16 protein-coding genes are annotated in these 18106 nt (G+C 62.1%); 13 read left to right on the top strand and 3 right to left on the bottom strand.

The features are described from left to right. Window positions 1-91: 91 nt before the first annotated feature. Window positions 92-1426 carry an OprD family porin gene (locus tag REH59_RS00965; RefSeq protein ID WP_014861471.1) on the bottom strand — a complete coding sequence of 445 codons (1335 nt, stop codon included), beginning with the start codon at window positions 1424-1426 and terminating at the stop codon, window positions 92-94. 518 nt (window positions 1427-1944) lie between these two features. On the opposite strand from REH59_RS00965, the gene tauA reads away from it, so the two are divergent. The 4 genes from tauA to tauD are packed head-to-tail and all read left to right on the top strand — an operon-like array spanning window position 1945 to window position 5436. Then, window positions 1945-2916 carry a taurine ABC transporter substrate-binding protein gene (tauA, locus tag REH59_RS00960; protein ID WP_003255840.1) on the top strand — a complete coding sequence of 324 codons (972 nt, stop codon included), beginning with the start codon at window positions 1945-1947 and terminating at the stop codon, window positions 2914-2916. 13 nt (window positions 2917-2929) lie between these two features. Continuing rightward, window positions 2930-3718, top strand: a complete 789-nt coding sequence (gene tauB / locus REH59_RS00955) for a taurine ABC transporter ATP-binding subunit (RefSeq protein WP_010951613.1) — start codon at window positions 2930-2932, stop codon at window positions 3716-3718. Beyond that, window positions 3715-4554: a taurine ABC transporter permease TauC gene (gene tauC / locus REH59_RS00950; protein ID WP_003255842.1), complete on the top strand. Its 840-nt coding sequence runs from the start codon at window positions 3715-3717 to the stop codon at window positions 4552-4554. The genes tauB and tauC overlap by 4 nt, the downstream gene beginning before the upstream one ends. A gap of 48 nt (window positions 4555-4602) precedes the next feature. Further along, window positions 4603-5436, top strand: coding sequence for a taurine dioxygenase (gene tauD / locus REH59_RS00945; protein ID WP_014861472.1), 834 nt, complete (start codon window positions 4603-4605; stop codon window positions 5434-5436). Between the two features lie 120 nt (window positions 5437-5556). Here tauD and betT read toward each other — a convergent pair whose 3' ends face one another. Beyond that, window positions 5557-7518 carry a choline transporter BetT gene (gene betT / locus REH59_RS00940; protein ID WP_010951610.1) on the bottom strand — a complete coding sequence of 654 codons (1962 nt, stop codon included), beginning with the start codon at window positions 7516-7518 and terminating at the stop codon, window positions 5557-5559. 310 nt (window positions 7519-7828) lie between these two features. Continuing rightward, window positions 7829-8761: a serine O-acetyltransferase EpsC gene (gene epsC / locus REH59_RS00935; protein ID WP_003255846.1), complete on the bottom strand. Its 933-nt coding sequence runs from the start codon at window positions 8759-8761 to the stop codon at window positions 7829-7831. Window positions 8762-9068: 307 nt separating this feature from the next. On the opposite strand from epsC, the gene tcyJ reads away from it, so the two are divergent. From tcyJ to REH59_RS00890, 9 genes are all read left to right on the top strand, one after another. Then, on the top strand, window positions 9069-9863 hold the full coding sequence (gene tcyJ, locus REH59_RS00930; protein ID WP_003255847.1) for a cystine ABC transporter substrate-binding protein: 795 nt from the start codon (window positions 9069-9071) through the stop codon (window positions 9861-9863). Beyond that, entirely contained in the window at window positions 9860-10528 is a 669-nt protein-coding gene (gene tcyL / locus REH59_RS00925; protein ID WP_003255849.1) for a cystine ABC transporter permease, read from the top strand. The genes tcyJ and tcyL overlap by 4 nt, the downstream gene beginning before the upstream one ends. 2 nt (window positions 10529-10530) lie before the next feature. After that, window positions 10531-11289, top strand: coding sequence for an L-cystine ABC transporter ATP-binding protein TcyN (gene tcyN / locus REH59_RS00920; protein WP_003255850.1), 759 nt, complete (start codon window positions 10531-10533; stop codon window positions 11287-11289). Window positions 11290-11606: 317 nt separating this feature from the next. Beyond that, complete coding sequence (locus REH59_RS00915) at window positions 11607-12848, top strand: SfnB family sulfur acquisition oxidoreductase (protein WP_014861473.1); 1242 nt, start codon at window positions 11607-11609, stop codon at window positions 12846-12848. Window positions 12849-12989: 141 nt separating this feature from the next. Next, window positions 12990-14171: an SfnB family sulfur acquisition oxidoreductase gene (locus REH59_RS00910; protein ID WP_014861474.1), complete on the top strand. Its 1182-nt coding sequence runs from the start codon at window positions 12990-12992 to the stop codon at window positions 14169-14171. Next, the gene (locus REH59_RS00905; RefSeq protein WP_014861475.1) at window positions 14171-15556 is read left to right on the top strand and encodes an LLM class flavin-dependent oxidoreductase; all 1386 of its coding nucleotides are present in this window, start codon (window positions 14171-14173) and stop codon (window positions 15554-15556) included. Before REH59_RS00910 ends, REH59_RS00905 begins: the two co-directional genes overlap by 1 nt. After that, window positions 15549-16349: a MetQ/NlpA family ABC transporter substrate-binding protein gene (locus REH59_RS00900; protein ID WP_014861476.1), complete on the top strand. Its 801-nt coding sequence runs from the start codon at window positions 15549-15551 to the stop codon at window positions 16347-16349. Before REH59_RS00905 ends, REH59_RS00900 begins: the two co-directional genes overlap by 8 nt. Before the next feature lies 1 nt (window position 16350). Beyond that, window positions 16351-17460 (top strand): methionine ABC transporter ATP-binding protein, encoded by a 1110-nt coding sequence (locus tag REH59_RS00895; RefSeq protein WP_014861477.1) that lies wholly within the window; start codon window positions 16351-16353, stop codon window positions 17458-17460. Then, window positions 17450-18094, top strand: coding sequence for a methionine ABC transporter permease (locus REH59_RS00890; protein WP_014861478.1), 645 nt, complete (start codon window positions 17450-17452; stop codon window positions 18092-18094). The genes REH59_RS00895 and REH59_RS00890 overlap by 11 nt, the downstream gene beginning before the upstream one ends. Window positions 18095-18106 lie beyond the last annotated feature (12 nt).

Below are 18106 nucleotides of genomic sequence, written 5' to 3'. Positions count from 1 at the left end.
TAAATAACGATTTATTTATAACCATAACGCATACGAATTAGCAGGCACAAAAAAGCCTCGCATCACGCGAGGCTTCTTGTTCAGCTACCGCTTACAGGAAGTTGTAAGTGTAGTTCACGATGAAGCGAGTCTGGTCTTTGTCCAGAGCGCTTTCGCCGCTACCACGGTAGACGCCTTGACGCAGGCTGAAGCCTAGGCCTTTGAGAGCGCCTTCCTGAAGGGTGTAGTCGACGCGGGCGTCACGTTCCCATTCGTTGTAGGTGCCGTCACCCGACCTGTTGCGAACATCATCACCACGCAGGTAGGCCACCGAAGCCTTCAGGCCTGGAACACCCAGCGCCGCAAAGTCATAGGAGTACTGACCAAAGGTCGTGTTCTCACCGGCGCGGGCAAACTGGTTGATCATGCTATCGGTGAACAGGTAGAAGCTCGCGCCGCCGTTACCTTCCAGAGAGGAAGTGGAGCCGTCTTTACGGACGCTACCTTGGTTCAGCCAGACGAAACCACCATCATCACCCACTTGCTGGTGACCGAGCATCAGCGCGTGGCCACCCAGGGTGTAGGTGAACATGGCGCTCCAGGTCTTGTTGTCGACCTCGCCCGAGTTCTTCGCATAGCCATTGTTGTTGTCGAAGGCATAGCCAGTCTGGCCATTCTTGCCGTCGCTGCTGCTGTCGAAGTAGCGCAGGTCAGTCTTGAACGACTGGTTATCGGCAATCTTGAATACGTGGGTCGCACCCAGGAAGTGCTGCTTGTAGAAGTCTTCCAGGTTCGAGTAGTAGTACTGCAGGGTCAGGTCTGGAGTGAGCTTGTAATCACCGCCGGCGAACTGGAACTTGTTACTGTCGCGGAAAGCGCCGGAAACGGAGAGACCGGTACGGTTGCTCGAAGCACGACCCATGGCGTGGGTCAGTTGACCCGCGTTGATGGTCAGGTTGTTGATTTCCTTCGACTGGAGGGTGCCACCCTCGAAGGTCTGCGGAAGCAGACGACCATCGTTGGAGACTAGGATCGGCAGCATAGGCGCCAAGGCGCTACCGTAGTGGACCTCGGTTTTGGAGAAGCGGGCCTTGGCGTTACCACCAATGCGTGCCCAATCGTGGACTGCCGAACCATCGGAGTCACTCGGGAAGAACGTGTTGTTGGCATCTGGACGGCTACCACGGCCACCATCCAGGTGAATGCCCCACAGCGCTTGAACATCAACACCAAAGCCTACGGTGCCTTGAGTGAAGCCAGACAGGTAGTCGAGCTTGAAACCCTGTCCACTTTCTTTCTGGTCAATACCGCTTTCGCGGTTGTCATCGTTGAAGTACATGGTGCGCGAGCTGAGCGACAGTTTGCTGTCCTCAACGAAACCGGCAGCGCCTGCTTGTTGGGCGAGAACCCCCAGTGCCACGGCCAGAGCCAGGCTGGACTTGTACATGTTTTGCTCCTCTACGTTCTAATTTTTGTGTATCTCTGGCGGAGGGGTCTGATGCCCCGCTCACCGGGATGGGCGATTTAGTCCCAAAGCGTGACTGTTAAGTCAATCGTTTCTAAACGTTTCGCGACTTTGGTCTAAGACGCCACCTGCGCTACAGGATAATGACAATCCTATAAATCCAAAATGACTGTTTTATGAATTTGTAAGACTTTTAAGGAATATATTAGGAACCTTTACTGCCATTCGTTGTAGCTGCGACTCGTTTAATAACTTTTGGTTATTTGCAAGCGTTTGCTCATAACCTAATGCCAAATCGTTCTATCGGGCCTAGAACGCCTCGCACGCCTCTCTGATTTCGCCACGGGTCATGGCGCACTCACCCCTTGTTCGCCTGCGAAACGCCTGGCTTTAAAGCGTTTGGCTCCTAAGCTAATGCAAAAAAGTTATTTATTTTAATTTTCTTAGATCATTTAGCCTTCACGTCATCCAACCCGACTTGCCTGACGAGAGGTTCAACCATGATCCCGCACGCTCCGCTGCGCCTGTTCGCCGCCCTGACCCTCGCCAGCACCAGCTGGTTGGCCCAGGCAGCCGACCTGACAGTGGCCTACCAGACCACTGTCGACCCGGCCAAAGTGGCGCAGGTCGATGGCGACTACGAAAAAGCCAGCAAGGCCAGCATCGACTGGCGCAAGTTCGATAACGGCGCAGACGTGATCACTGCGGTGGCCAGCGGCGACGTGCAGATCGGCTACCTGGGTTCCAGCCCGCTGGCCGCTGCCGCCACCCGCAAGCTGCCGGTTGAGACCTTCCTCATCGCCACCCAGATTGGCGCGGGTGAAGCGTTGGTGGCCCGTGACAGCATCAAGTCGCCGCAAGACCTGATCGGCAAGAAGGTCGCCGTCCCGTTCGTGTCCACCGGGCATTACAGCCTGCTTGCCGCACTAAAAAGCTGGAATATCGACCCTTCCAAGGTACAGATCCTCAACCTGGCGCCGCCGGCCATCATTGCCGCCTGGAAGCGCGGCGACATCGATGCGACCTACGTGTGGGACCCGGCCCTGGGCGTGGCCAAGGAAAACGGCAAGGTCCTGATCACCTCTGGTGAGCTGGCACAGAAAGGCGCGCCTACCTTCGATGCCTGGATCGTGCGCAAGGACTTCGCCGAGAAACACCCTGATGTGGTCAAGGCCTTTGCCAAAGTCACCCTCGATGCCTACGCCGACTACCGCAAGGACCCGAAAGCCTGGCTGGCCGACAAGGGCAACGTAGACAAGCTGGTGAAGCTGTCCGGTGCCAAGGCCAGCGACATCCCGGTGCTGCTGGAGGGCAACGTCTACCCGCTGGCCGCTGACCAGGCCAACGCCCTGGGCGCGCCGACCACCCAAGCGCTGACGGACACCGCCAACTTCCTCAAGCAGCAAGGCAAGGTCGAAGCAGTGCTGCCGGACTACTCGCCGTACGTCAGCGCCAAGTTCCTTCCAAACTGATCCGGAGCCCGTCATGGCCTTGCTCGAGCTGGAGCGCATCAGCGCACAGTACCCAGGCGCCAGCACCCCGGTGCTGGCCGACATCAACCTGAGCCTGGGACCACGCCAACTGCTGGTGGCCCTGGGGCCTTCCGGCAGCGGCAAGACCTCACTGCTCAACCTGATCGCCGGCTTCGTCGCCCCCAGTGGCGGTCACATCACCCTCGATGGTGTGCCGGTGCAGGGCCCCGGTGCAGAACGCGGCGTGGTGTTCCAGGACGATGCCCTGCTGCCATGGCAGAACGTGCTGGGCAACGTCGCCTTCGGCCTCGAACTGGCCGGCGTACCCCGCGCCCAGCGTGAGGCCAAGGCCCGCGAAATGCTCACACTGGTCGACCTCGATGGCTTCGGCGAACGGCGTATCTGGCAATTGTCCGGTGGCCAGAAGCAGCGCGTGGGCCTTGCCCGGGCGCTGGCGGCTGACCCTCGGGTACTGCTGATGGATGAACCGTTCGGTGCCCTCGATGCCTTCACCCGTGAGCAGATGCAAGAGCTGCTATTGCAAGTTTGGCAACGCACCGCCAAGCCGGTGTTCCTGATTACCCACGACATCGAAGAAGCGGTGTTCCTCGCCAGCGAACTGGTACTGCTGGCGCCCAACCCGGGACGCGTAGTGGAACGCCTGCAGCTGAACTTCGGCCAGCGCTATGCCGCTGGCGAATCGGCCCGGGCCATCAAGTCCGATCCAGCCTTCATCGAAACCCGCGAGCATGTGCTGGCGCGGGTGTTTTCCCAACGCCAAAGCCTGCAGGAGCGCGCATGAGCAGCCTGGACCTGCCGGTCGCCGGCAAACACAACACCCAAACCCGGCCAGCCGCCACGCTACGCCGCCCACTGTCCACCCGCTGGATCAGCACCCTGACCCTGGCCAGCCTGCTACTGGTCTGGTGGCTGGTGACGGCTGCCGGTTGGGTAGAGCCCCTGTTCCTGCCCTCGCCCGGTGACATCCTGGCCAAGGCATGGACCTTGCTGACCCAAGGCTACATGGATGCCAGCCTGTGGCAGCACCTGGGCGCAAGCCTGGGCCGCATCGGCCTGGCGCTGGTGGCTGCGACCCTGACCGCAATACCCGTCGGCATCGCCATCGGCTACAACCGCGTAGCCCGCGGCATTCTCGACCCGCTGATCGAGTTCTACCGGCCCATCCCGCCGCTGGCCTACCTGCCGCTGATCGTCATCTGGTGCGGTATCGGCGAGTTGTCGAAAGTGCTGCTGATCTACCTGGCAATCTTCGCCCCCATCGCCATTGCCACAGCCACCGGTGTGCGCACGGTAGATCCGGCCAAGCTGCGCGCGGCGCAGTCGCTGGGCGCAACCAAGGCCCAACTGATCCGCCACGTCATTTTGCCCAGTGCATTGCCTGACATCCTTACCGGCATCCGCATTGGCCTGGGGGTCGGCTGGTCGACCCTGGTGGCCGCTGAACTGATCGCCGCCACCAGCGGCCTGGGCTTCATGGTGCAATCGGCGGCGCAGTTTCTGGTCACCGACGTGGTGGTGCTGGGCATCCTACTGATCGCCCTGATCGCCTTCGCTCTGGAAATGAGCCTGCGTGCCCTGCAACGCAAGCTGGTGCCCTGGCATGGGCAGATTCACTGAATTCCATTGTCCACGCCAGCACACTGGCGCCCGATTGAAGAGACCGACATGAGCCTGACCATCACTCCCCTAAGCCCAGCACTCGGCGCCCAGATCAGCGGCGTGGACATCAGCCGCGATATCAGCGCAGAAGAGCGCGATGCCATCGAACAGGCACTGCTCCAGCACCAGGTGCTGTTCCTCCGTGACCAGCCGATCAACCCGGAACAGCAGGCGCGCTTTGCCGCACGCTTCGGCGACCTGCACATCCACCCGATTTACCCCAACGTGCCGGACACCCCGCAGGTGCTGGTGCTCGACACGGCGGTTACCGATGTGCGCGACAACGCCGTGTGGCACACCGACGTGACCTTTTTGCCGACCCCGGCACTGGGCGCGGTACTCAGCGCCAAGCAATTGCCTGCTTACGGTGGCGATACCCTTTGGGCCAGCGGCATTGCGGCCTTCGAGGCCTTGTCGGCGCCGCTGCGTGAAATGCTGGACGGGCTGACCGCTACCCACGACTTCACCAAGTCGTTCCCGCTGGAGCGCTTTGGCACCACGCCGGAAGACCTGGCGCGCTGGGAGGCCACCCGGCGCAACAACCCGCCGCTGTCGCACCCGGTGGTGCGTACGCATCCGGTGAGCGGGCGCAAGGCGTTGTTCGTCAATGAAGGGTTCACTACACGCATCAATGAACTGAGCGAACTGGAAAGCGATGCGCTGCTGAGGCTGCTGTTCGCCCATGCGACGCGACCGGAGTTCAGCATTCGCTGGCGTTGGCAGGAGCATGACGTGGCGTTCTGGGACAACCGCGTGACCCAGCATTTTGCGGTGGATGATTACCGGCCGAACCGGCGGGTGATGCACCGGGCAACCATCCTTGGGGATGCCCCCTTCTAGCGGTTGCCCGTCCTGACCTCTTCGCGGGCCGCTCCCGCAGGTACAACACAGGGTTCGAAACCGGTGCCGTGCATGTGGGAGCGGGCAAGCCCGCGAAGAGGCCAGGACAGGAGAGCTTGGTCAGCGGACCAGGTGCAGGTACTGCATGTGCCGCTCGTACTGGTCGAGGATGTCGTTGATGATCTGCTCCTTGCTGTAGCCCACCAGGTCATAGTTCTGGCTGCCTTCGCTCAGGTGCACCTCCGCCCGGTAATAGCGGCGGTTCTTCAACTCCTGCGTACCCAGCCCCCCCAAGGCGAACGATGGTGTGAAATAGCCACGCATCTGCACCTGGTAAATGAACGGCTGTTCCTCGCCATGGCCAATCTTCAGGCTGACGTTGTCATGGCTAGGGTCGTCCTGGGTAATCAGCACCAGGCCTTTCTGCTCGAACACTTCACGCACATCGGCAATCGCCGGGCGCACCACATCATCCATGAAACGGTACACCTCATCACGTGACGGGAAGTGCACCGCCTGGCTCAGGCGCTGGCGCCAGCCGCCACGGCCGCGACGTGACTGGGCGAACGGGGCCAGCGAGTGCATCTGCGCGATCTGCCGCTGCGACTCCAGGTAGAACGCCTTGTGCAGCCCCCACATCATGCACAGCAGAATGAGCGAGAACGGCAGCGACGTCAGCACCACTGCCGACTTCAGCGAATCGATGCTGCCAGCGAACAACAGCGCACTGGTGATCAGCGCAGTCATCGCCCCCCAAAAGATACGCAGCCAGTTCGGCCCATCCTCATCAGCGTCACCGCCCTTGGCCGACAAGGTCGACAGCACCACGGTGCCCGAGTCGGCCGAGGTGACGAAGAACACGAAGCTGATGAACACCGTGGTGGCGATGACTGCCTTGCTCCAGGGGTAGGTTTCCAGCAGCAGGTACAGGCTCATCGACGGGTTGTCCAGCGCCGACTGGCCCAGTGCGGTCATGCCGTGGTTGATCACCTGGTCCAGGGCGCTATTGCCGAAGATCGACATCCACGCCAGGGTGAAGCCCAGCGGAATCAGCAGCACGCCAAAGACGAACTCGCGGATGGTACGGCCACGGGAGATGCGGGCGATGAACAGGCCCACGAACGGCGCCCAGGCAATCCACCAGGCCCAGTAGAACACGGTCCAGCCGCCCAGCCAGCCGCGGTTTTCACCATAGGCATACACGTCGAAGCTCTTGCGCGGCAACGCACCCAGGTAGTCGCCCAGGTTCTGGATCAGCGTGTTGAACAGGTGCTGGGTAGGCCCGGCGAACAGCACGAACAGCAGCAGCGCACAGGCCAGGAACAGGTTGATGTCGCTCATCACCCGCACCCCCTTCTCCACCCCGGCCACGGCTACGGCCACAGCCGCGCCCATCATCAGGGTGATGAGGATCACCTGCACCCACTGGCTGTGGCTGATGCCGAACAGGTAGTCCAGACCGGCGTTCAGATGCAGCACCCCAAAGCCCATGTCGGCGCCCAGGCCGAACACCGTGGCGATGATGCCGAAGCCATCCACCGCATAACCGATCGGGCCGTTGATGCGCTTGCCAATCAGCGGGTACAGCGCCGAACGCAGGGCCAGCGGCAGGTTATGCCGGTAGGCGAAATAGGCCAATGCCATGCCGACGAAGGCGAACACCCCCCAGCCATGCAGGCCCCAGTGCAGGAACAGGATCTGCATCGCCTGGCGCCCGGCCTCGACCGTGCCGGCTTCGCCTTGGGGCGGTTGCAGCATGTGGGTCAGCGGTTCGGAGACACAGAAGAAGAACAGCGTGATGCTGATGCCGGCGGCGAACAGCATGCCGGCCCACGACAGGTAGCTGAACTCGGGTTCGTCGTGGTCGGCACCGAGTTTGATCTTGCCGTAGCCAGACAAGGCGGTGACCACCACGAAGACCAGGTACAGCGTCATCGCCAGCATGTAGTACCAGCCGACCGTGTTGGCCGCCCAGTTCTGCGCCGCCAGCAACCAGTCACCTGCGGCTTGCGGGTTGGAGATGACTACCAGGCCAAAGATGAGGATGAAACTCGCCGCAAAGTAGAACACCGGGGGGTTCATGCGGATTTTGCCGTTGGCAGCGGAAGGGTTCGGTGCACTCATAGGGCGTGCACCTCGTCGAATGACGTGAGGTTCGGAATGAACGGGTTCAGCAAAGGAATCCTCCTGTTGAACACCGGCAGCGGACCAGCGTTTTTCATTGAACAAGCGTTCAAGTTAAACATGGATCGGATTTCAATGCGAATTGGGGCGCCGATTGGTGTCGTCCTGTTCCGGCCTCTTGCGGGTAAACCCGCACCTACATCTGGTACGTCCGTCGTAGGCGCGGGCTTGCCCGCGAAGAGGCCAGCAAGGCAATCGCAATGCGGGATCAGTTCTTGTCCTGGCAATCCAGTTGCAGGTTGGCCTGAGTAATGTTGCTTTCAGCCGGCACACTGCGCGTCAGCCACACATTACCGCCAATGGTCGAACCCTTACCGATGGTAATACGCCCCAGCACCGTGGCCCCGGCATAGATCACCACATCGTCCTCGACGATCGGGTGGCGTGGCAGGCCTTTATGCAGCGTACCCGACTCATCGCTGGGGAAACGCTTGGCGCCCAGGGTCACCGCCTGGTAGATGCGCACGCGCTCGCCGATGATCGCGGTTTCACCAATGACCACACCCGTACCATGATCGATGAAGAAGCTCGGGCCGATCTGCGCCCCCGGGTGAATGTCGATACCGGTGGCCGAATGCGCCAGCTCCGAACTGATCCGCGCCAGCAGCGGCAGCCCAGCCTTGTACAGGTGGTGTGCCAGCCGGTGATGGATGATCGCCAGGATGCCCGGGTAGCACAGCAGCACTTCATCGACGCTGCGCGCTGCCGGGTCGCCGTGGTAGGCGGCCAGCACATCGGTGTCGAGCAGAACGCGCAGTTCCGGTAGCGCAGCTGCAAAGCCCTGGATCAGGCTCAGCGCACGGGCGTCGACGCCCGCCAGCTCAGCCTTGCTTTGCCGTGCCGCGTAGCGAAGTTCAAGACGAGCCTGGGCCAGCAAGGCGGTCAGCGCGGCATCCAGGGTATGGCCGACGTAGAAGTCTTCACTTTCTTCGCGCAGGTCGACTGGCCCCAGGCGCATGGGGAACAGCGCCCCGCACAGTTGCTCCAGAATCTGTCGCATCGCTTCACGCGACGGCAGCTCGCGCCCGCCCTGCTCGCCAATACTGCGGCCATTACGGGTGCGCCATTGCTCACGGGCCCCGCGCAGGCCAGTGACAATGCTCTGCAACTGCCAATGCGCGGATGAAGGTTGTTCGCTCACGGTGTTCTCCTGCCGTATAGGCCATCTGATTTTGTTGCCAGGCCCGCGAAAAGGCCGAACCTGCCTGCTGCAATCCACTTTACGGCAAATCTGAGGCTTGGAAAAAACAACGCTTTATTCCATCCTGCACTAAGTCAGGCATAAGCCGCGATGACGGAGTGGGTATCGTCGCCTACCCTCAAAGCAGCCAGCACCTGGCGCAAATCAAAAAAGGAATATTAAAGTTATTTTTTAGTATTTCCCGGCCTAATCAGCCAACCCTATAGTCGCCACCTCACTACCTAGACAACAAGCGCGGGGCTCTGACATGTCGAAATTCGCCAAACCGCTACTCAACGCCAGCCTGGCCCTCCTGCTGGGTGCCGGCCTGCTCAGCCAGGCTTTCGCCGGCGAGCAATTGAAGACCATTCAGGAAAAAGGCGTCATCAACGTCGGCCTCGAGGGCACCTACCCGCCATTCAGCTTCCAGGACGAAAACGGCAAACTGACCGGCTTCGAAGTGGAGCTGTCTGAGCTGCTGGCCAAGGAGCTGGGGGTCAAGGCCAAGATCCAGCCGACCAAGTGGGACGGCATCCTCGCCGCGCTGGAATCCAAACGCCTGGATGTAGTGGTCAATCAGGTGACCATTTCCGAAGAGCGCAAGAAAAAGTACGACTTCTCCGAGCCCTACACTGTCTCCGGCATCCAGGCACTGATCCTGAAGAAGAAAGCCGAGCAGCTGAACATCAAGGGCGCACAGGACCTGGCCGGCAAAAAGGTCGGCGTAGGCCTTGGCACCAACTACGAACAGTGGGTGAAAAAGGACGTGCCGCAAGCCGATGTGCGCACCTATGAAGACGACCCAAGCAAGTTCGCTGACCTGCGCAACGGCCGTATCGACGCCATCCTGATCGACCGCCTGGCGGCGCTGGAATACGCGCAAAAAGCCAAGGACACCCAACTTGCTGGCGATGCCTTCTCGCGCCTGGAAAGCGGCGTGGCCCTGCGCAAAGGTGAGCCGGAACTGTTGGCAGCTATCAACAAGGCCATCGACAAGCTAAAAGCTGATGGCACGCTGGCCAAGCTGTCCGAGAAGTACTTCGGTGCCGATGTCACCAAATGATCGCTGAAAGCCTGCAACTCGTTGTCGATTCCGCGCCCTTCCTGCTGAAGGGCGCGGGTTATACGGTGCTGCTCAGTGTCGGCGGCATGTTCTTCGGTCTGGTGCTGGGCTTTGCCCTGGCGCTGATGCGGCTGTCGAAGATTCTGCCGCTGAACTGGCTGGCGCGGGTCTACGTGTCGTTCTTCCGCGGCACGCCGCTGCTGGTGCAGCTGTTCGTGATCTATTTCGGCATGCCGCAAATCGGCATCGAGCTCGACCCAATCCCCGCTTCGCTGATCGGCCTGTCGCTGAACATGGCGGCCTACATCTGCGAGATCCTGCGCGCAGCCATTTCCTCGATCGACCGTGGCCAGTGGGAAGCAGCCGCCAGCATCGGCATGACCCGCGTGCAAGCCATGCGCCGGGCGATCCTGCCACAGGCCTTGCGCACCGCGCTGCCACCGCTGGGCAACAGCTTCATCTCGCTGGTAAAGGACACTGCCCTGGCGGCAACCATCCAGGTGCCCGAGCTGTTCCGCCAAGCCCAGCTGATTACTGCGCGCACGTTCGAAGTGTTCACCATGTACGTGGCGGTCGCGGTCATCTACTGGGTGCTGTGCAGCATCCTTGCGCACTTCCAGAACCGCATGGAAGCGCGGGTCAACCAGCATGACCAGGAGCATTGAGCATGATTGAAGTCAAAGGCCTGACCAAGCGGTTCAAGGGCCAGACCGTGCTCAACGGTATCGACCTGACCGTGCAGCCCGGTGAAGTGGTGGCCATCATCGGCCCCAGTGGCTCGGGCAAAACCACCTTCTTGCGCTGCCTTAACCTGCTGGAAACCCCCGATGCCGGGCAGATCCAGATCGGCGCCATCAGCATCGATGCCAACCGCCCTTTGGGCGGGCAGCAGGGTGCGATTCGCCGTTTGCGCCAGCAAGCCGGGTTCGTGTTCCAGAACTTCAACCTGTTCCCCCATCGCACTGCCCTGGAGAACGTGATCGAGGGGCCGGTGATCGTCAAGAAGACGCCTCGCGAACAGGCCATCGAGCTCGGCCGGCGCCTGCTGGCCAAAGTCGGCCTGGCGGGCAAGGAAGACGCCTACCCACGGCGCCTGTCCGGCGGCCAGCAGCAACGCGTGGCCATCGCCCGTGCCCTGGCCATGGAACCAGAGGTAATCCTGTTCGACGAACCGACCTCGGCGCTGGACCCGGAGCTGGTCGGTGAAGTATTGGCGACCATCCGCGGCCTGGCCGAGGAAAAGCGCACCATGATCATCGTCACCCACGAGATGAGCTTTGCCCGGGACGTGGCGAACCGGGTGATCTTCTTCGACAAGGGCGTGATCGTGGAGCAGGGCGAAGCCAAGGCGCTGTTCGCGGCGCCGAAGGAAGAACGTACCCGGCAGTTCTTGCGCAAGTTCCTCGGGACTGCGGCCTCCGAGTAAACCTGTTCCGGCCCTTTCGCGGGTAAACCCGCTCCTACAGCGAATGCACAGATCTTGAGGCATGTGTAGGAGCGGGTTTACCCGCGAAGAGGCCAGCACGCCCTTAACAAATCCCCCCTTCTATAAATATTCCAAAAAGTTAGTTCATAAAATTTTTATAAATCATTAGGGTATATAAACCGGACCACCGGACCAGCACACATCTGTCGCGATCAGCTGTAGCGACATAACTATTTTGTGAGGTCAGGAATGGTCAGGATCACAATCACCCCAGTGCGTAACGCCAGGGCATTGAGTGCAGCCAAGGAGCGGCACTGATGCCCAGCCAAGCCAACACCCAATTCCATAGCGATCTGGACAGCTCGCCCCCGCTGCTGCCGGCCAAGGTACTGCGCAACGACGCCGAAGCCCTGCAAGCGGCCCGCGAACTGGCCGAGGTCGCCCGTGAGCAAGCTGCCCGGCGCGACCAGCAACGCAAACTGCCCTGGGCCGAAATCAAGCTGTTTACCCGCAGCGGTCTGGGCAGCATCAGCGTACCCAAGGCCTACGGTGGCCCCGACGTATCGTTCGCAACCGTCGCCGAAGTGTTCCGCCTGATCAGCGCCGCCGACCCCGCCCTGGGGCAGATCCCGCAGAACCAGTTCGGCATGCTGCAACTGCTGCGCCTGACGGCCAGCGAGGCGCAGCAAGCGCGGATCTTTCGCAGCGTGCTCGACGGCTGGCGCATCGGCAATGCCGGGCCTGAGCGTGGCACCAGGGATACCCTCACCCTCAAGGCCCGAATCACGCGCGCCGGCGACAGCTACCGCATAAGTGGCGAGAAGTTCTACTCCACCGGTGCCTTGTTCGCCCATTGGGTGGCGGTAAAAGCCCTCGACGACGAAGGCCGCCAGCGCCTGGCATTCGTGCGCCGGGGCAGCCCGGGGTTGCGCATTGTCGATGACTGGTCCGGGTTCGGCCAGCGCACCACCGCCAGCGGTACCGTGCTGCTGGACCAGGTGCCGGTGGACGCGGAACTGGTAATCGACAACTGGCGCCAGCGCGATATCCCCAACATTCAGGGCGCCGCTTCGCAGCTGATCCAGGCGGCGATCGACGCTGGCATCGCCGAAGCAGCTATCGATGATGCGATCACCTTCGTGCGCGAAAAGTCCCGGCCGTGGATTGAAGCCAACGTCGACCGTGCCAGTGACGACCCTTATGTAATTGCCGACATCGGCCGCCTGAAACTCGAGCTGCACGCCGCCGAAGCGCTGCTGCGCAAAGCCGCTCGGGTACTCGACGAGGTCAATGCTGCGCCTATCGACGCAGCCAGTGCGGCACGTGCCTCGATTGCGGTGGCCGAGGCCAAGGTGCTGACTACCGAAATTGCCCTGCAGGCCAGCGAAAAGCTGTTCGAGCTGGCCGGCAGCCGCGCCACCCTTGCCGAGTTCAACCTCGACCGCCACTGGCGCAATGCTCGGGTGCACACCCTGCACGACCCGGTGCGCTGGAAGTACCACGCGGTGGGCGCTTACTACCTTAACGGCACCCTGCCTGCACGGCATTCCTGGATCTGATTTGCTGCCTTTGGGGCTGCTGCGCAGCCCTTCGCGGGCTTGCCCGCTCCCACAGGATTGCCACCGTCTGAACGGGCATCACTTCACCTGTGGGAGCGGACAAGCCCGCGAAGGGCCACAAAGCGGCCCCCGGAGAACTCCATGACAATCGCTATCATCACCAGCGACGCCCAAGCCCTGGCCGTCGCCGAAGACATCGCCCAGCAACTGCGCCGCGACAGCGCCTTGCGCGACCGCGAGCGCCGCCTGCCGCTCGCCGAACTCGAGCTGTTCACCCGCTCCGGCCTGTGGGCCATCAGCGTGCCCAAAGCCTTCGGCGGTGCCGGCGTATCCAACGTCACCCTGGCCAAGGTCATCGCCCGTATCGCGCAGGCCGACGGTTCGCTCGGGCAGATTCCGCAGAATCATTTCTACGGTCTGGAAGTGCTGCGGGTAAACGGCAGCCCCGAACAGCAACAGCGCCTGTACACCGAGGTACTGGCCGGCCGCCGTTTCGGCAATGCCCTGGCCGAGCTGGGCACCAAGACCGCCCACGAGCGCACCACCCGCCTGAGCCGTGACGGCGACGGTTTCCGCATCAACGGGCGCAAGTTCTATTCCACAGGCGCCATCTATGCCCAACGCATTCCAACCTCGGTCGTGGATGAACAAGGCATACAACAGTTGGCCTTCGTCCCGGCCGACAGCCAGGGGCTGCAGGTGATCGACGACTGGAGCGGCTTCGGCCAGCGCACCACCGGCAGCGGTTCGGTGGTGTTCGATAACGTGTACGTCAGCGCAGCCGACGTGGTGCCGTTCCAAAGCGCCTTCGAGCGCCCTACCCCGGTCGGCCCGCTGGCGCAGATCCTCCATGCCGCCATCGACACCGGTATTGCCCGCGCCGCCTATGAAGACGCCCTGCACTTCGTGCGCACCCGCAGCCGTCCGTGGGTCGACTCCGGCCTGGACAAGGCCACGGATGACCCGCTGACACTGAAAAGCTTCGGCCATCTGGCGATCCGCTTGCATGCGGCCGAAGCCCTGCTGGAGCGCGCAGGCGAATACCTCGACCGCGCCCGCGACGACAGCACTGCCGACAACGTGGCCGCCGCCTCCATTGCCGTGGCCGAAGCACGCGCCATCAGCACCGAAATTTCCCTCACCGCCGGTACCACCCTGTTCGAACTGGGCGGCAGCCAGGCAACATTGGCCGAACACAACCTCGACCGCCACTGGCGCAACGCTCGCGTGCACACCCTGCACGATCCGGTGCGCTGGAAGTACCACGCCATCGGCAACTACTACCTCAACGATGCCAACCCGCCGCGCCGGGGGACCATCTGATGGCCAAGCAGATTCTGCTCAATGCCTTCAACATGAACTGCATCGGGCACATCAACCACGGTCTGTGGACCCACCCACGGGACACTTCAACCCAGTACAAGACCCTGGACTATTGGACCAACCTGGCACGCCTGCTGGAGCGCGGCCTGTTCGACGGGCTTTTCATTGCCGACATCGTCGGCACCTACGACATCTACGGCAAGTCTCTGGACGTCACCCTCAAGGAGTCGATCCAGCTGCCTGTCAACGACCCGCTGCTGCTGGTCTCCGCCATGGCTGCAGTCACTCGTCACCTGGGTTTTGGCCTTACCGCCAACCTCACCTACGAGGCGCCGTACCTGTTCGCCCGGCGACTTTCCACACTCGACCACCTGAGCAATGGCCGGGTGGGCTGGAACATTGTCACCGGCTACCTCGACAGCGCTGCCCGGGCCATGGGCCTGGCGCAGCAACCGGCGCATGATCGCCGCTACGACCAGGCCGATGAATACCTGCAGGTGTTGTACAAGCTGCTGGAAGGCAGTTGGGCCGATGACGCAGTGGTCGCCGACCGCGAGCATCGCGTCTATGCCACGCCCGACAAGGTGCGCAAGGTTCAGCACCAGGGCGAGTTCTACAAGGTCGAAGGCTACCACCTGTGCGAGCCCTCACCCCAGCGCACCCCGGTGCTGTTCCAGGCTGGCAGCTCTGCGCGTGGCTTGGCCTTCGCCGGCAACCATGCCGAATGCGTGTTCATCAGTGGCCAAGACAAGGCAGCCACCCGTGCCCAGGTCGACAAGGTTCGCGCGGCCGCCCAGGTCGCCGGCCGCGACCCGCAGGCAGTCAAAGTGTTCATGGGCATCACGGTGATCGTCGCGGCCACCGAGCAACTGGCCCAGGCCAAACATGCCGAGTACCTGCGCCACGCCAGCGCCGAAGCGGGCGTCGCGCACTTCGCCGCGTCCACTGGCATCGACTTCGCCGCCTATGAATTGGACGAACCCATTGCCTTCAACCAGGGCAACGCCATCCAGTCAGCCACGCGCCAGTTGCAAGACAACGCCTGGACCCGCCGGCGCCTGTTGCAGCAACACGCCCTGGGCGGCCGCTACGTAACCCTGGTCGGCGCGCCGGAACAGGTGGCCGAGCAGTTGATCGCGTGGATCGATGAAACCGGCCTGGACGGTTTCAACCTGACCCGCACCGTCACCCCGGAAAGCTTCGAGGACTTCGTCGAGCTGGTCATCCCGCAACTTCAGCTGCGTGGCCGCTACAAGACGGCCTACACCGAAGGCACCCTGCGCGAAAAACTGTTCCATACCGACCACCCGCACTTACCCGCCGACCACCCTGGCTCGGCTTACCGCTTTACCCCTACCCCGACTGGAGCCCTGCACCATGCTTGAGAAACTGTTCCGGCCCGTCGCGGCCATTGCCATCACCCTCGGCCTGTGCGCCGGTGCCCTTGCTGCCGAGCCGTTGAAGATCGGCACCACCTCGGCCTTTGCCATTCCGCTGGAAGCCGCGGTGGAAGAAGCCCACAAGCAAGGCCTGGAAGTGAAGCTGATCGAGTTCAGCGACTGGATTGCGCCCAATGTCAGCCTCAACAGCGGCGACATCGACGTGAACTACTTCCAGCACATCCCGTTCCTGGAAAACGCCAAGGCTGCTGCAGGCTTCAACCTCGTGCCTTACGCCCCGGGCATCATCAACAACGTTGGCCTGTACTCGAAAAAGTACAAAAGCTTTGCCGAGCTGCCTGAAGGCGCCAGCGTGGCCATCGCCAACGACCCGATCAACAGCGGCCGTGGCCTGCTGCTGCTGGCCAAGGCCGGGTTGATCACCCTGAAGCCCGGCGTGGGCTACAAGGCCACCGAGGATGACATCGTCGCCAACCCTAAAAAGCTGAAGATCCTTCAGGTCGAGGCGGTGCAACTGGTACGCGCCTACGACGACGCCGACCTGGTGCAGGGTTACCCGGCCTACATCCGCCTGGCCAACACCTTCGATGCCACCTCGGCGTTGCTGTTCGATGGGCTGGAAAACAAGGAATACGTGATCCAGTTCGTCATTCGCCCGCAAAGCAAGGACGACCCACGCCTGGCCAAGTTCGTCGACATCTACCAGCATTCGCCAGCGGTGCGCGCTGCGTTGAACAACGCTCACGGCAAGCTCTACCAAGCCGGCTGGGAAGGCTGACATGAGCCAGGCCAGCGCGCTCAGGGCGCCTACACCCCAAGCACTGCCGCCAATGGCCAGGGAACAGGCCCTGCGCCCCGAGGTCAATGAAGCCCACGTGCGCTTCATCGGCCTGGGCAAGACCTACCCGGGCCAGGCGCAACCGGCCTTGCAAGGCATTGACTTGAACATCCGCCATGGCGAGATCTTCGGCATCATCGGCCGCAGCGGCGCCGGTAAGTCATCACTGCTGCGCACCATCAACCGCCTGGAGCAACCCAGCCAGGGCCGCGTATTGATCGACCAGGTGGATATCGCGCCTTTCGATGAGGACCAGCTTGTGGCCCTGCGCCGGCGCATCGGCATGATCTTCCAGCACTTCAACCTGATGTCGGCCAAGACCGTGTGGCAGAACGTCGAGTTGCCGTTGAAAGTCGCCGGCGTGGCAAAAGCCGAACGCCAGCGCAAGGTGCGCGAGTTGCTGGAACTGGTCGGCCTGCAGGAAAAACATCACGTGTACCCGGCGCAACTGTCCGGCGGGCAGAAACAGCGCGTGGGCATTGCCCGGGCACTGGTGCACACCCCCGAGATCCTGCTGTGCGACGAGGCCACCTCGGCGCTGGACCCGGAAACCACCGCCTCGATCCTGGAGCTGCTGCGCGATATCAACCAGCGCCTGGGGCTGACCATCGTGCTGATCACCCACGAAATGGCGGTGATTCGCGACATCTGCCACCGGGTTGTGGTGCTGGAACGCGGCGCAGTGGTCGAGCAGGGCGAGGTCTGGCGGGTGTTTGGTTCACCTCGTCACGAGGTTACCCGCACCCTGCTCGCCCCTTTGCAGGCCAAGCTACCCGCCGCACTGCAAGCCAGCCTCCAGGCCCACCCGGCGAGCGGCAACAGCGCCGTAGTGCTGAAACTGACGGTACTTGGCGAGCCAGAGCTGTCTGCCCTGTTCAACGACCTGGGCGGGCGTGTGCGTCTGCTGCAGGGCGGCGTGGAAACCATCGGCGAACATGCCTTGGGGCAACTCATCCTCTCGGTGCAACACTCGCCGCACGACACCCATCAATTGCTGGAACGTGCCCGCCGTTGGGCCGAGGACGTGGAGGTATTGGGCCATGTGGTTTGATCGCCTGCTGGAAGGCTTGCTTGATACGCTGCTGATGGTTGGGGTTTCGTCACTGATCGCCCTGCTGGTGGGTGTACCCATGGCGGTGCTGCTGGTCACCAGCGACAAGGGTGGGATCTTCGAGGCGCGGCCGCTGAACCGGGTGCTGGGCGCCTTCGTCAACCTGTTCCGCTCGATTCCGTTTCTGATCCTGATGGTTGCGCTGATTCCTTTCACCCGCCTGGTGGTGGGTACCACTTATGGTGTGTGGGCGGCAGTGGTGCCGCTGACCATTGCCGCCACACCGTTCTTTGCGCGGATTGCCGAGGTCAGCCTGCGTGAGGTCGACCATGGTCTGGTGGAAGCCGCACAGGCCATGGGCTGCCGGCGCTGGCACATCGTCTGGCATGTACTGTTGCCCGAGGCGCTGCCGGGGATCGTCGGGGGCTTCACCATTACCTTGGTGACCTTGATCAACTCGTCGGCGATGGCCGGGGCGATTGGTGCCGGCGGGCTGGGGGATATCGCCTATCGGTATGGCTACCAGCGTTTCGACAGCCAGATCATGCTGACCGTGATCGCCATGCTGGTAGCGTTAGTGGCGTTGATCCAGCTGGGCGGGGACCGCCTGGCGAAGGGTTTGAACAAGCGTTGAAATCTGAGGGCT

It is taken from the genome of Pseudomonas sp. BO3-4 (assembly GCF_034044115.1).
GTDB classification, from domain to species: domain Bacteria; phylum Pseudomonadota; class Gammaproteobacteria; order Pseudomonadales; family Pseudomonadaceae; genus Aquipseudomonas; species Aquipseudomonas alloputida.
Note: the sequence above shows the minus strand (reverse complement) of the source record. Positions and strands in the feature narration are given on the sequence as shown.

What these genes read in the sequence shown, in the direction of transcription:
- REH59_RS00895 (WP_014861477.1), top strand. Translation starts at nt 16,351, where the DNA reads ATGAGCCAGGCCAGCGCGCTCAGGGCGCCTACACCCCAAGCACTGCCG.
- REH59_RS00910 (WP_014861474.1), top strand. Translation starts at nt 12,990, where the DNA reads ATGACAATCGCTATCATCACCAGCGACGCCCAAGCCCTGGCCGTCGCC.
- REH59_RS00890 (WP_014861478.1), top strand. Translation starts at nt 17,450, where the DNA reads ATGTGGTTTGATCGCCTGCTGGAAGGCTTGCTTGATACGCTGCTGATG.
- betT (WP_010951610.1), bottom strand. Translation starts at nt 7,518, where the DNA reads ATGAACCCCCCGGTGTTCTACTTTGCGGCGAGTTTCATCCTCATCTTT.
- tcyN (WP_003255850.1), top strand. Translation starts at nt 10,531, where the DNA reads ATGATTGAAGTCAAAGGCCTGACCAAGCGGTTCAAGGGCCAGACCGTG.
- tcyJ (WP_003255847.1), top strand. Translation starts at nt 9,069, where the DNA reads ATGTCGAAATTCGCCAAACCGCTACTCAACGCCAGCCTGGCCCTCCTG.
- tcyL (WP_003255849.1), top strand. Translation starts at nt 9,860, where the DNA reads ATGATCGCTGAAAGCCTGCAACTCGTTGTCGATTCCGCGCCCTTCCTG.
- tauA (WP_003255840.1), top strand. Translation starts at nt 1,945, where the DNA reads ATGATCCCGCACGCTCCGCTGCGCCTGTTCGCCGCCCTGACCCTCGCC.
- tauB (WP_010951613.1), top strand. Translation starts at nt 2,930, where the DNA reads ATGGCCTTGCTCGAGCTGGAGCGCATCAGCGCACAGTACCCAGGCGCC.
- REH59_RS00905 (WP_014861475.1), top strand. Translation starts at nt 14,171, where the DNA reads ATGGCCAAGCAGATTCTGCTCAATGCCTTCAACATGAACTGCATCGGG.
- tauC (WP_003255842.1), top strand. Translation starts at nt 3,715, where the DNA reads ATGAGCAGCCTGGACCTGCCGGTCGCCGGCAAACACAACACCCAAACC.
- tauD (WP_014861472.1), top strand. Translation starts at nt 4,603, where the DNA reads ATGAGCCTGACCATCACTCCCCTAAGCCCAGCACTCGGCGCCCAGATC.
- REH59_RS00915 (WP_014861473.1), top strand. Translation starts at nt 11,607, where the DNA reads ATGCCCAGCCAAGCCAACACCCAATTCCATAGCGATCTGGACAGCTCG.
- REH59_RS00965 (WP_014861471.1), bottom strand. Translation starts at nt 1,426, where the DNA reads ATGTACAAGTCCAGCCTGGCTCTGGCCGTGGCACTGGGGGTTCTCGCC.
- REH59_RS00900 (WP_014861476.1), top strand. Translation starts at nt 15,549, where the DNA reads ATGCTTGAGAAACTGTTCCGGCCCGTCGCGGCCATTGCCATCACCCTC.